This is a genomic window from Bradyrhizobium neotropicale (assembly GCF_001641695.1).
In the GTDB taxonomy this organism is placed as follows: domain Bacteria; phylum Pseudomonadota; class Alphaproteobacteria; order Rhizobiales; family Xanthobacteraceae; genus Bradyrhizobium; species Bradyrhizobium neotropicale.
The window spans coordinates 1-13066 of sequence record NZ_LSEF01000116.1; the positions used below are offsets into that span (position 1 = coordinate 1).

General features: G+C 57.7%; 7 protein-coding genes and 2 pseudogenes. 4 read left to right on the forward strand and 5 right to left on the reverse strand.

The window, feature by feature from the left end; translation table 11 throughout:
* The first annotated feature begins 296 nt into the window (after positions 1-296).
* The 4 genes from AXW67_RS41310 to AXW67_RS37810 all read left to right on the forward strand — a co-directional run bounded on the left by AXW67_RS41310 (position 297) and on the right by AXW67_RS37810 (position 6851).
* Positions 297-1580, forward strand: a complete 1284-nt coding sequence (locus AXW67_RS41310) for an ATP-grasp domain-containing protein (RefSeq protein ID WP_082908189.1) — start codon at positions 297-299, stop codon at positions 1578-1580.
* A gap of 353 nt (positions 1581-1933) precedes the next feature.
* A complete protein-coding gene (gene proB / locus AXW67_RS37795; RefSeq protein ID WP_063681998.1) occupies positions 1934-2815 on the forward strand; it encodes a glutamate 5-kinase in 882 nt (293 codons plus the stop codon).
* Between the two features lie 287 nt (positions 2816-3102).
* Complete coding sequence (locus AXW67_RS37805) at positions 3103-5184, forward strand: hydantoinase/oxoprolinase family protein (RefSeq protein WP_063682000.1); 2082 nt, start codon at positions 3103-3105, stop codon at positions 5182-5184.
* A 5-nt stretch (positions 5185-5189) separates the two neighbouring features.
* Positions 5190-6851, forward strand: a complete 1662-nt coding sequence (locus AXW67_RS37810; protein ID WP_063682003.1) for a hydantoinase B/oxoprolinase family protein — start codon at positions 5190-5192, stop codon at positions 6849-6851.
* A gap of 283 nt (positions 6852-7134) precedes the next feature.
* On the opposite strand, the pseudogene AXW67_RS45160 reads toward AXW67_RS37810, so the two are convergent.
* The 5 genes and pseudogenes from AXW67_RS45160 to AXW67_RS41315 all read right to left on the reverse strand — a co-directional run bounded on the left by AXW67_RS45160 (position 7135) and on the right by AXW67_RS41315 (position 12770).
* Positions 7135-7690, reverse strand: a pseudogene (locus tag AXW67_RS45160) (transposase).
* Between the two features lie 143 nt (positions 7691-7833).
* A complete protein-coding gene (locus tag AXW67_RS37820; protein WP_082908191.1) occupies positions 7834-8697 on the reverse strand; it encodes a PhzF family phenazine biosynthesis protein in 864 nt (287 codons plus the stop codon).
* 63 nt (positions 8698-8760) lie between these two features.
* Positions 8761-10248, reverse strand: coding sequence for an AAC(3) family N-acetyltransferase (locus AXW67_RS37825; RefSeq protein WP_430648751.1), 1488 nt, complete (start codon positions 10246-10248; stop codon positions 8761-8763).
* A 102-nt stretch (positions 10249-10350) separates the two neighbouring features.
* Positions 10351-11395, reverse strand: a pseudogene (locus AXW67_RS45165) (AMP-binding protein); the annotation flags it as partial.
* A gap of 91 nt (positions 11396-11486) precedes the next feature.
* Positions 11487-12770, reverse strand: coding sequence for an ATP-grasp domain-containing protein (locus tag AXW67_RS41315; RefSeq protein ID WP_082908189.1), 1284 nt, complete (start codon positions 12768-12770; stop codon positions 11487-11489).
* Positions 12771-13066 lie beyond the last annotated feature (296 nt).

Below are 13066 nucleotides of genomic sequence, written 5' to 3' on the forward strand. Positions count from 1 at the left end.
ATTCCGCCGGCGCGGTGCGAAACACATGGTTTTTCCGCTCTTGCTCGTACAACTCTTTCGGTGGCACGCCGATTGTATAGGACACGGTGAAGTATCCGTTACGACCATAGCGATCTCGCAGTCTCCAGGTTAGGAGGTCTACGTGAACTTGCTCGAACGATCCAGTAGACGCTGCACGTCCCCAGCAAGTTTGATGGCAGCCTCACCGCAAGTCTGAGGGTCAGGCACGGCTAAAAAAGCTGATACCGATTTACGCTCAGACCGCCGCACAGTACGCGACAGAAGGTCAACAGCCCATGACAAGAAGAGCGCTTATCCTGGTTGAAGGCAATACACACGGTACTGGTCTGCAATACGTCCAGGCCGCCCGGCGTCTTGGCCTTCATCCAATCACCCTGTCGGCTGACCCAGCTCAGTATGACTATCTTGCGGCGGAAGGAATTGAGCCGATCCGTGTCGATACAAACAATCTCGATGCAGTGATCGGCGAATGTTCCCGGCTGCGTGCGACCTATGACATTGCTGGCATTACGAGCGCCAGGGAGGCGGTCTATGCGACAGTTGGCAAGCTCTGTCGGCATTTCGATCTACCCGGACCGAACCCCGGATCCGTTGAACGATGCTGCGACAAATTCACTCAACGTCAGCTCCTCGCCGAGGCCGGCGTTCCCATACCGGCTTATCGTTTGGCATTAGATGCGACGGAGGTAGAAAGCGCTGCCGCGGAGATCGGCCTGCCGGTGATTGTTAAGCCCGCAGTAGGCGACGGCAGCTACGGCGTCCGATTGTGCCGCGACGTCGATGAGTTGGCCGAACATACGACTTATCTGTTGGGCGGAAAGCACATATGGCGGTCTTCGCCGAGGATCCTTGTCGAGCAATTCGCACAAGGACCCTATTATTGCGCCGAAATAATGGGAAACGAGGTCATTGGGATTGCCGCCGCTGACTTCGGTCCTCTACCGCATTTCCTCTTTCGCGAGACGACCTTTCCGGCCCCGCTGAGTGATGATGATCATAAACGTATCGCCGATGTTTCGCTGAGCTGTTTGCGAGCTCTCGGCCTTGGCTGGGGGCCAACGTGCATCGAATTCCGGTGGACGAAGCGTGGCCCAGTCGTCATTGAGGTCAATCCGCGGCTTGCGGGGGGAGGCCATCCTCAACTTGTTCAGCTGGCTTACGGTGTCGATCCTATCACCGAGCACATCAAACTTGCCACGGGCGACGAATGGGAGTTGCGCAGAAGGCATTCGAACACTGCGGCCGCCCGATGCCTAAATCCTGATCGCGATGGCATCCTCGATTGGATCGATGGCGACAATCGTGCGGCTGCTATACCAGGGGTCGCCGAGGTCAAATTCTATATTGAACCCAAGATGCCGATCGTCAGGAAAGGCGATTATCGAGATACTATTGGACATGTCATCGCCGCTTCACCCAGCCTTGCTCGGACCGAGGCAATACTTCAGCGGGCCGTCGACCTAATCGATTGGTCGATCACACCATTCCCGACTTTTGGCGAGCAGGAACAATCTGCGGCCCCCTCACCTCCCCGAACCAGCCCAGGTGGCCTCAGGTAAGAGGTGATCGTCGCCGAAGGTTGGTGCAATTGAGAGCACGGGAGAGACGCAGGTCGACGATGATGGTCATCTCGTTTCTGGGCACCTCTATGCTATTGAAGATAGTAACACGCATTGCTTATCTGCGAGCGGCAACCGTTTCCTCGCCGACCTATGTATTCAGTTCGCTCTTGGATATGGGATGGGCGTGTATAGTAAGGCCGCTTCTTCTTACCACGCACGACACGGGCTTCGATATGCTCAGGCATTTCGGCACGAAAAGATCGTGACGTTTAGAACCTGGATATCATTATTATGGCCCGTCAGACGCAACGGACTGGATGGTTGAATCGCAAAGAAGAGATTGGACAGGCATGTCTTCATTTCTAATGCAGCAAGACTCAACCTCAGCAATTGCGAGCGCTGTCCAACTGCTTTCGGCTCGCCGGCTGATCGTGAAGATTGGCTCGGCACTGATTGCCGATGCCGACACTGGAGAGATACGCGGACCTTGGCTTGAAACGTTGATAGAGGATGTCGTCCGATTTGTCGCACGCGGGCAGCAGGTGATCATCGTCACCTCCGGCGCTGTCGCAGTTGGATCACGTCGCTTCGTTCAGTTGGATAGGCGTCCGGAAACTGGGGAGAAGCAAGCGGCCGCCGCGATTGGTCAGGTTCAACTCATGCATGCTTATGAACAGAGTTTGAAGCGCCGTGGCTTCGGCGTCGGGCAACTGTTATTAACCGGCGAAGATATTGATAACCAGCATCGCTGCCTCAACGCGCGGTCAACCCTTCAACAACTTCTGAAAGTTGGCGCTGTACCCATTGTCAACGAGAATGACGCGACCGCAACGGTCGAGATCTGTTTTGGCGACAATGACCGGCTGGCGGCACGGGTCGCCCATATGGTCGACGCCGACGTTCTCATTCTGCTTTCCAACGTAGATGGCCTCTTCACGGAAGATCCACACGACAACCCGTTTGCCCGCTTGGTGACAGAGGTGCGATGCATTAACCCCGAGATAGAGGCCATGGCCGGTCACTCCGCCGCTCGCCACAGTTCGGGCGGCATGGTGACAAAGTTGATGGCCGCAAGGATAGCCATGGACGCGGGCTGCGAAATGGTCATTGCGAATGGAAATAAATCTTATCCACTTGCCGCCATCGAGAACGGTGGGCCATCAACATGGTTTATTCCGTTCAAAGACAAGGCTAGCCGCGACGCCTGTGCCAACAGCTTGTCGCAAAATTAAAGGTTGTCCGCTGTGGCTGGCTATTGAGGTCATGGAGCTCTTCTCCGGGACGGCCGCTTTCTCACCAAGTGCGGTTGAGGTCCAACCGTGTCGCGTGCTCGAGAAGGGCAGGCTCGTCGAGCTCAATCTGATCGAGAAAGTCTCCGCCGACCCCTGTACGCCCACACCCGCCGGCTCATCGGCGCACTTACGGTCGTTACTCCCGAAGAGGCGGAACCGGCTGATGGAGAAGACCAATGCAAGGGCCTGATTGTTCGTTCTTATCGTGGAAAAGAGGGAGGCCGCACATGGCGATCAAGACCATCCGTATCGCGACCGATGTCGGCGGCACCTTCACCGATCTCGTTTGCTTCGAAACTGATCATTCGACGGGCGAATCCCGCATCATTACGGCGAAGTCCGACACCACCTCGCGCAATTTCGAGGAGGGCGTGCTGAACGTCCTCAAGAAGGGGGGCGTCGATCCAAGCTCGGTCGACTTCTTTGCCCACGGTGCCACCGTGGTCATCAACGTACTGACCGAGCGGAAGGGGGCCAAAGTCGGGCTCATCACTGCTGAGGGTTTTCGCGACACGCTCGAGATTGCGCGCGGCAACCGTCCCGACTTCTTCAACCTGCATTACCAGAAGCCGGAGCCCTTTGTTCCGCGCTACCTGCGGCGCGAACTTCCCGGCCGCATGTCATACAAAGGTGAGGAGTTGAAGCCGCTTGACCTCTCCGGCCTTCCGGCAATCATCAACGATTTCAAGACGGAAGAGGTCGAGGCGGTCGCCATCTGCTTCCTTAACTCTTATGCCAATCCGATCCATGAGCAGGCCACGCTCGTCGAGGTGCAGAGGCTCTGGCCGGAAGTCTCGGTCGTGTCCTCGCACCAGATCACGCGCGAATGGCGTGAATATGAGCGCAGTAGCACGGCGGTGCTGTCGGCCTATGTGCAACCCACCGCCGAGCGCTACTTGTCCCGGCTGCTTGCCGGACTGGCGGAGAAGGGTTTCAGCAAACGTCCCTATATTATGCAGTCGAATTGCGGCGTAGATTCGCTCGAGTCGGTCGCAAAAATTCCGATCATGATGGTCGAGTCGGGACCTGCCTCCGGCTTCTGGGGCGCCGCCGAGCTCGCCAAGCTGATCGGCGAACCGAGAGTGCTCGCGCTCGATATCGGCGGCACGACGGCGAAGTGCTCGTTGATCGAGAACGGCGACGTTAAGATCAAGACGGATTACTGGATCGAGCGCGACCGCACCTCAGCGGGCTACCCGATCATGGTGCCGGTCGTCGATCTCGTCGAGATCGGCAACGGCGGCGGCTCCATCGCTTGGGTTGACGATTTCGGCAAGCTCCATGTTGGCCCGCAATCGGCCGGCGCCGTGCCGGGGCCCGCCGCTTACGGCCGGGAAGGAAGCCAGGCGACAACCACCGACGCCAACCTCTGGCTCGGCCGCATAAACGAGGATTATTTCTGCGGCGGCGAGGTCGTCGCCGACATGGCCGCTGCGAAGGCGGCGATCGAAGCCGTGGGCCAAAAGCTCGGAGTGGACGCTGACGTGGCGGCGCGCAGCATCATCCGCATCGCCAACAACAATATGGTTAATGCGCTCAAGCTTGTTTCGCTCAACCGCGGCCATGACCCGCGCGAGTTTACCCTCGTAGCCTTCGGCGGTGGTGGCGCTATGCATGCTGTGGCGCTGGCGGCCGAGCTCGGCGTCAGCAAAATCGTCGTGCCGGCCGACGCTTCCGTCTTTTCGGCCTGGGGCATGATGATGTCGGACCTGCGTCGCGACTATTTTGTGACCCGGCTCGTCGAGCTGAAGCAGGGCGCCGCGGCAGGCATCGAGCAGGTCTTCGCGGAAACGGAGGAGCGGGCTCGTGCCCAATTCGCGGCCGAAGGCATCGAGGCTTGCCGAATCCGCTTCCTGCGACATGGTAAGTTCCGTTACCAGAATCAGGAACATACTACCGAGGTGCTGATCGCGGCAGGCCAGCTTACCGATGAGCGCCTCGCGGAGATCGGAACATCCTTCCACGAGAGCTACGAGCGCGAATACACGTATAAGCTCGACGCGCCTGTTGAAATTGTCGGCATCCATTTGATCGCTTCCGCTGAAGCTGGAAAGCTTACCATGAGGAAGCGCCAATCGACCGGAGCCCAGGCGGAGGCCGCGCTCAAGGGCCATCGCAACGTCGATTATGCGCTCGAAGGCGTTCACAAGGCCGCGATCTTTGACGGCGGCAAGCTCGAGCCGGGCATGACCTTCAGCGGCCCAGCGATCGTTGAGGATCCTGGCACCACAGTCGTTGTGCATCCGGGCAACTGGGTCGAGATCGATGGCTACGGGAACATGCATATTCAATTGGCGGCGCAGAGGTGACGGCCATGCCGACAGGGATCGACGACCCAATCACGCTGGAAATCATCCAAAATTCGCTTCAGGCGACCGCCGACGAGATGTTTGCCGTCATGAAGAAGACCGCGATGAGCTCGATCATTTACGAGGTGCTCGACATGGGCACCGGCGTCACTGATGCGAAAGGCGCGCTCGCTTCGTCGGGCGCAGGTATCCCGGCTTTCGTTGGGGTGCTGGACAAAGCCGTGAAGGTGATCGCGAAAAAGTTCGGCAGGCCGGGCGATATCCTGCCTGGTGACGTCTTCGCAACCAACGATCCCTACTACGGCGGCGTCACGCATCTGAACGATATCGTCGTTGCCATGCCCGTCTTCGCGGGCGGGCGCATCATCGCCTGGACGGCCAATATCGCTCACAACTCAGATCTCGGCGGCATGGCGCCTGGTTCGCTCACCTGTGAAGCGACGGAGATCTTCCAGGAAGGGTTGCGACTCCCCGCTATCAAGATCATCTCGAAGAGCGAGCCGATCCGCCCAGTGATGGAAATCATCAAGGTGAATTCGCGCATGCCGGACGTGCTGGAAGGCGATGTCTGGGCAGCGATCGCTTCGGCGCGCATCGGAGCAAAGCGCCTGCAGGAGCTCGCTGAAAAATATGGCGTTGAGACCTTCGAGAACGCCATGTCTTCCTTCATGGATTTCGGTGAGCAGGTTTCGCTCGCCGAGCTCGCGAAGCTGCCGAAGGGCGCATTCGAGCTCTCAGAGGAGCAGGACGATGGTAGCATCTTCAATGTGAAGATCACGATCTCCGACGCCGAATTCGTCGTCGATCTGCGCGAAAACCCGGTCCAATCGAACAGCCCGCTGAATACCAGCCGTGACGGAGTGATGGTCTGCGCGCAGATGTTGTTCAAGTCGTTGACCGACCCCAATTCGCCGGCCAACGAAGGCTCCTTCCGCCCGATCCGGCTGCTGACGCGCGAGGGCTCGGTTTTTCATGCCAAGGAGCCAGCGCCGCTTGGCTTCTACTACGAGATCGAGCTACGGGGGAAGGACCTCATGTGGCGCTGCCTAGCGCCACATATGCCTGAACGGCTGGCGGCCGGACATTTTGGCTCGCTCTGCGGCACTTTCACCGGCGGCATTCACCCCGATACCGGCCGCCAATACACGATCATCGAGCCGCAGCTCGGCGGCTGGGGCGCGAGCCCCGGCCGCGATGGCAACACCGCCATCTTCTCGAGCTTCCACGGCGAGACCTACAACTGCCCGGCAGAAATCAACGAGGCCCGTAACGGCCTCTTCGTAGACCGCATGGAGCTCAATCTGGAGCCGGGCGGCGAGGGCAAATACACCGGCGGACGCGGCATCGTCATGGATTACCGGATCCGCGGCGACAACGGCTTCCTCACCGTCGGCTACACGCGCTCGAAGTTCCCACCCTGGGCGTTAGCAGGCGGTCGCGCGGGCTCGCCCAACTACGTCCGGTTTATCCGCAAGGACGGTTCCAGTGAACGCTTTGCTTTCGTCTCAGGCCTCACCACGCACGCGGATGAAATGATCCGCATCGTGACCGGCAGCGGTGGCGGATATGGGGATCCGAAGGAGCGCGACCGTGCAGCAGTCGAGGAGGACATTAAGAACGGCCTCATCACGCGCGAGCGCGCGCGGGAGGTGTATGGAATCGACTAAGTGGCGGCATTGCAGCATTATCGCCAACGCCCTTCTTCTCGTTTACGGCAGAAGGTGCCGTCAGGCGGATGAGGGGCGGCGCAAACGTTGCAGAACAATGGCCGGCGCCACTGCCGCGTCTACCGTAGCCATCATTAGGGTAGCATCGTCCGCTTCACTGTCCTGGAGGTGAAGCCACCCGCACGGCACCAGTCGATGACCTGTGGATTGCAATAGTGGCTGTCGGCCGGGTCAGGATCCGGATTGGCGCGGATCGCCCGCACTTGGCGACGCAGGTGAGCGCTCATCTCGACGCCACTGGTCGCAGGATCGCGTTGACAGACCGTCCCGCGCATCGAGCCACAATCGGCTGCAAGGCGTATTCGTCGTAGTGAACATTGAACAGGCGCAATTGCTGGCCGCCATGCACGGCATCAAACGTGTCGTCGATGTTGAGCACGATCCGCTTCGGCACCTGCCGGAGGGAGGCGCAGCAGAGGCCGATCATAGCCGGCCCCATCGCAACCAGCTCCCGCCTCGGGCAGGTTTTCCAGCCAGCACATCGTCGATTGCGACGCCAGATCGCGACCCGAAAATAGCGCGCCCTGAGCCATCTTCTTGAAGGCCGGATCGAAGCGCAGCCGGTGGGCGTCGTTGCCATCCTCGGCGGCGTCATCTTCATGCGGAAGCCGATCATATCCGTCAAGCTGTGGCCGACCTGATCCGGGGCAGCGTGGATCATCAATGCAGCGCGCCAGAAGATCGGCCACTCGCACGCGCTTCTCCACCTCAGCCAGAGCCAGAACGCTACAGTTAGACGACAGTATGCCGCGGTCGCAACGGCCAAGACCAACTGCCACCGACTGATGACAAACCGCTCAGTGGCGCGCAAAATCATTCATGGTGAGTGTGGTCTCCGTGAAAGGCGCGGATCGGCCTAAGCAACCAAAATCCTATGTCAGTTCAATCGCCTGCACCACATTCTCCACCCCTGGTTAATTTTTCAGGCTAGCTTGGCTCTTCCTCTAACGATGACACGGCCATCCCATGATGAGAGTTCAAGAACTCCCCCGGCCTCCGATGCTTGCAGCGCTCGCAAGTCCGTCTTACCTAGGAGCTTGGCCCAATATGGATAGAGCTTACAATGCGCCGACACGCAGACCTGATCCTCGTCGATCGCGATTCTGGGCAAAAAGACTCTTGATACGATATCAAACTCAGCGAACGCCCCGTCCGAATCGACTTGGGTCGTGAGAATGATACCGCGGCAATCGATCTGAGCTATGCCTTGAAAGTTCGGCTCATAGCCAAGAACGACACGTTCGTTGTCTACGACAACAACGTAATCGTCATACGCCTTCCGAATTTCCCGAACCGGGACACCCATGCATTGTTGGATAGCGTCATATTCCATCGGATCTGCAGGAGTCGTATGGATGACCGGAAGCGCGACTTGTATGGCGTCGCCGTGCAGCCAAGCGTCAAGAAGCCCGCTCCGGGAGTGATAGAAGATTCGCTCCGACCGACCGCAACCGGCGCGAAAAAGCCAGTATGTCGCAGCAAACGTTCCATGTCCACAGAGGTCCAGTTCGGCGTTTTGCGTGAACCAGCGAATTTCAAAATGGCCTGTCTCTTCTAAGGGGCGAAGAAACACGGTCACGGGCTGGCGAAACAGTCGTGCTAGCCGCAGGCACTCGGCGGTCGCCGGATATCTATTATAAAGCACCACTGCCGCAGGATTGCCGGCGAAGCGGCCGTCCGCAAACGCATAAACTACTGACCGTGAATCGGCGTCCGATCGCCTCGCATCAAACATTTCCTCACTTGAGCTAGTCGGCAGAGTGAAGCCTTTCCTTGCGGCTGCCATATCTCAACTCCCAAGGCCTTGGGTGCAACACATGTCGCGTTTAGTCGAAGCTAGCGGTTGGTGTTAACTCGGATACGCGCGCTGCGCCTCGGCTCTGGCTCTCTCATGCAAGAACCCATATGGTTCGGTCCGCATGACTGGAACGAGCTTGGACTCCATCTCTCTTGCGTCTACCAATCTCGCGTAGGTCCCGGCTATTGCAAACTCTCGCAGCGCATCTCTCATTTCGCGCACGTCGCGCTCAGTGTCGTGTGCAAGAAACGAATATTCGGGTCGGCCCTTAATGTCGCGATTATAAATCGACGTCGAGACATCCGTCGGGCCTCTTCCGAAGTCGGCAAGACCCCTCAAGTTCATTGTCTTGCTGTAGGGCACATCCGCTAAGAGTTCGCACCTATGCACATGAGTGAAACTTGATGTGCCTAGGCCGATTATCAAGCCATCTGAGCGGCTTATCTCCCCAAATATTGAGTCGTCACCGAACGGACTGCATTTCCACCAGTCCGTCTCGCACAATTCTTCAGTCCTCGGGCCGGTCACGACCATCGAATAAGCGGGATGCTTGGTGCGCCCAGAGCGAAGCTCTCGCCTCACGAGATCGGCCAACACGCCTGTCTCGGACTTCGTCGTCCAATGAAAGCATCGCGTGGCGCAGTAGCTCAAGGTGAACGCTGGGAGAATAACCGTGGAGGAAGCGGAGACGCGCTCTAATGCCTTTAGAAGAATTGACGCTACCTCATCTGCCCTCACGTTCTTCAATGCTACAAGCGATGAATGCAGGACAATCGTGCTGGGGGCGCGTGTTTCAATATGTTCGACAATTTGGGCGAGCTCGTCTCTAAATCCGGCAGCCTGTCCGCAGTTGCCCGTCGCACTCGCTTGAGATCCGCTGCAATCGACCGATTGAATTCGCCTTGCCCACTCCTCAAGCGACAGGCTTTGCTCTCGATAAACGTCCTCCCCGAACATTAAGCCCTTTTCCGCCAACTTGAGCTGTATTTCGAGGAAGTTCAGCGAATCAATGTCATGCTCCCGCGCTGTCCTACTGGGTAGTGCCAATCTTCCCGTGACGATGTGTACCGCTTCCAGCAGATGATCCAACGATGATCCCGGTGCATGTTCGGCCTGGGGTGCGGCACGCTTCACATTCGCCCTGAGCGCCTGCTTCGCTGCCATCTCAAGCGCGCACTGATCGAGTTTTCCATTGGCAGTAAAGGGAAGCTCGACAAGAGGCACAACGAGCCTCGGAACACGATCCCTCGGCAACGCATCCAATAGCCGCCGGTGGACTTCATCCACGTCGGCACTCGCGGGCGTCACCATGCAGACAAGCTCCTGGCTCGCGCTGTCTTCTCCGTCTACCACAACCACCGCTGAATCCGTACATAGACCCGTCTTGTCGATTGCGCTGGTAATTTCCCCTTTCTCCAATCGGGTTCCTCGATACTTTATCTGATCATCCCTTCTTCCGAGAAACAACAATCCATGCTCCTCCGATGCCATGACATAATCACCAGTGCGGTACAGCACTTGTTCGCCGTTGGCTGACATGAATGGCACGAAGCGCAGTTTCGATTGAACTTCGTCAGCCACATAGCGTTGGGACGTCTGCACGCCTCCGACCCAGAGTTCGCCCTCGACTCCAAGTCCAACGGTAGACCGGGTCTCGTCAAGAACATAAAAATCGACATTGCACGCAGGTTTGCCGATGAACATCGGGTGGTCTGCCTCACCACGAGGGCAATAGTGGTAACTAACGGCAACACAGCATTCGGTTGGGCCGTAGCTGTTTATTAGCGTTGCGTTAGGCAGAATGGAGTAAAACCGTCGCCGAAGGGAATTTGGTAAGGATTCGCCATTGCAGACTACATATTTGAGATCTGTGAACCGTGCCGCTATGTGGGGGAGACGTTCGAGACTTCCAAGAAAGCGTCGCAGCAGCGTTGGAACCATCTGAATGACGTTCGTGCCGCTGCGAATTAGGAACTCGATTGTTTGAATGATTTGTGCCTGCAGTTGCGTGCTGGGCAAGACAATTGTCCCGCCGGTCGCGAATGGCACTAAGAACTCGGGAATTAGAGACATCGAATGCTGGCCGCGTAAGCTGTGAAATGCTGGCTCCCTCCGAGAAATTGATCATGTCGATATACCAGTCGACCAAATTCAGAAGGGCTGTCTGGGAGACCGGTACCCCTTTCGGGACTCCCGTGCTTCCTGAGGTGTGCATGACGTACGCGATGTTCGGGAATACTGAATTGCCGCCATCGTGTGCGGAAATTTGCTCGACGCGCATTGAACCAGTTGCGTCCAAACTAAGAATGGCGCGGGCGTTGGTATTGTGGAGTATGTGGTCCAACCGTTGGCCGGACTCCGCTGGATCAACGGGCACGAAGGCAACGCCAAGCATTTGGGTAGCGAGAACAGCCGTAACCAATTCAACAGATCGCGGAAGCCTGAAAATGACCGCGTCACCAGGACGGACGCCAATGGCCTCCAAGCCCTCCACGAGGCTGGACGCGGACGTACCCAGCGTCCGGTAGCTTACGTCGCCATTCTCGCTCGTACGCACAGCGGTGTTCGAGGGAAATTTTTCCAAAGTCTCGGCTATAACATCGGCTATCTTGTCGTGGCCAAAACGCAAGGGTCGGCGCCAACCGGAAAGTGTCGGTATCAAAGCTTGCATCATAGGTGTTTTCATCAGTTCTATCTCCGCCACGTAGCCAGCTCATTCGTGCCAATTCGTGTCTCTCGTGCGCTCAATTGCACCAACGTGCGGCGACGATCACCTCTTACCTGAGGCCACCTGGGCTGGTTCGGGGAGGTGAGGGGGCCGCAGATTGTTCCTGCTCGCCAAAAGTCGGGAATGGTGTGATCGACCAATCGATTAGGTCGACGGCCCGCTGAAGTATTGCCTCGGTCCGAGCAAGGCTGGGTGAAGCGGCGATGACATGTCCAATAGTATCTCGATAATCGCCTTTCCTGACGATCGGCATCTTGGGTTCAATATAGAATTTGACCTCGGCGACCCCTGGTATAGCAGCCGCACGATTGTCGCCATCGATCCAATCGAGGATGCCATCGCGATCAGGATTTAGGCATCGGGCGGCCGCAGTGTTCGAATGCCTTCTGCGCAACTCCCATTCGTCGCCCGTGGCAAGTTTGATGTGCTCGGTGATAGGATCGACACCGTAAGCCAGCTGAACAAGTTGAGGATGGCCTCCCCCCGCAAGCCGCGGATTGACCTCAATGACGACTGGGCCACGCTTCGTCCACCGGAATTCGATGCACGTTGGCCCCCAGCCAAGGCCGAGAGCTCGCAAACAGCTCAGCGAAACATCGGCGATACGTTTATGATCATCATCACTCAGCGGGGCCGGAAAGGTCGTCTCGCGAAAGAGGAAATGCGGTAGAGGACCGAAGTCAGCGGCGGCAATCCCAATGACCTCGTTTCCCATTATTTCGGCGCAATAATAGGGTCCTTGTGCGAATTGCTCGACAAGGATCCTCGGCGAAGACCGCCATATGTGCTTTCCGCCCAACAGATAAGTCGTATGTTCGGCCAACTCATCGACGTCGCGGCACAATCGGACGCCGTAGCTGCCGTCGCCTACTGCGGGCTTAACAATCACCGGCAGGCCGATCTCCGCGGCAGCGCTTTCTACCTCCGTCGCATCTAATGCCAAACGATAAGCCGGTATGGGAACGCCGGCCTCGGCGAGGAGCTGACGTTGAGTGAATTTGTCGCAGCATCGTTCAACGGATCCGGGGTTCGGTCCGGGTAGATCGAAATGCCGACAGAGCTTGCCAACTGTCGCATAGACCGCCTCCCTGGCGCTCGTAATGCCAGCAATGTCATAGGTCGCACGCAGCCGGGAACATTCGCCGATCACTGCATCGAGATTGTTTGTATCGACACGGATCGGCTCAATTCCTTCCGCCGCAAGATAGTCATACTGAGCTGGGTCAGCCGACAGGGTGATTGGATGAAGGCCAAGACGCCGGGCGGCCTGGACGTATTGCAGACCAGTACCGTGTGTATTGCCTTCAACCAGGATAAGCGCTCTTCTTGTCATGGGCTGTTGACCTTCTGTCGCGTACTGTGCGGCGGTCTGAGCGTAAATCGGTATCAGCTTTTTTAGCCGTGCCTGACCCTCAGACTTGCGGTGAGGCTGCCATCAAACTTGCTGGGGACGTGCAGCGTCTACTGGATCGTTCGAGCAAGTTCACGTAGACCTCCTAACCTGGAGACTGCGAGATCGCTATGGTCGTAACGGATACTTCACCGTGTCCTATACAATCGGCGTGCCACCGAAAGAGTTGTACGAGCAAGAGCGGAAAAACCATGTGTTTCGCACCGCGCCGGCGGAAT

What these genes read in the sequence shown, in the direction of transcription:
- AXW67_RS41310 (WP_082908189.1), top strand. Translation starts at nt 297, where the DNA reads ATGACAAGAAGAGCGCTTATCCTGGTTGAAGGCAATACACACGGTACT.
- AXW67_RS37820 (WP_082908191.1), bottom strand. Translation starts at nt 8,697, where the DNA reads ATGGCAGCCGCAAGGAAAGGCTTCACTCTGCCGACTAGCTCAAGTGAG.
- proB (WP_063681998.1), top strand. Translation starts at nt 1,934, where the DNA reads ATGTCTTCATTTCTAATGCAGCAAGACTCAACCTCAGCAATTGCGAGC.
- AXW67_RS37805 (WP_063682000.1), top strand. Translation starts at nt 3,103, where the DNA reads ATGGCGATCAAGACCATCCGTATCGCGACCGATGTCGGCGGCACCTTC.
- AXW67_RS37825 (WP_430648751.1), bottom strand. Translation starts at nt 10,248, where the DNA reads ATGTCAGCCAACGGCGAACAAGTGCTGTACCGCACTGGTGATTATGTC.
- AXW67_RS37810 (WP_063682003.1), top strand. Translation starts at nt 5,190, where the DNA reads ATGCCGACAGGGATCGACGACCCAATCACGCTGGAAATCATCCAAAAT.
- AXW67_RS41315 (WP_082908189.1), bottom strand. Translation starts at nt 12,770, where the DNA reads ATGACAAGAAGAGCGCTTATCCTGGTTGAAGGCAATACACACGGTACT.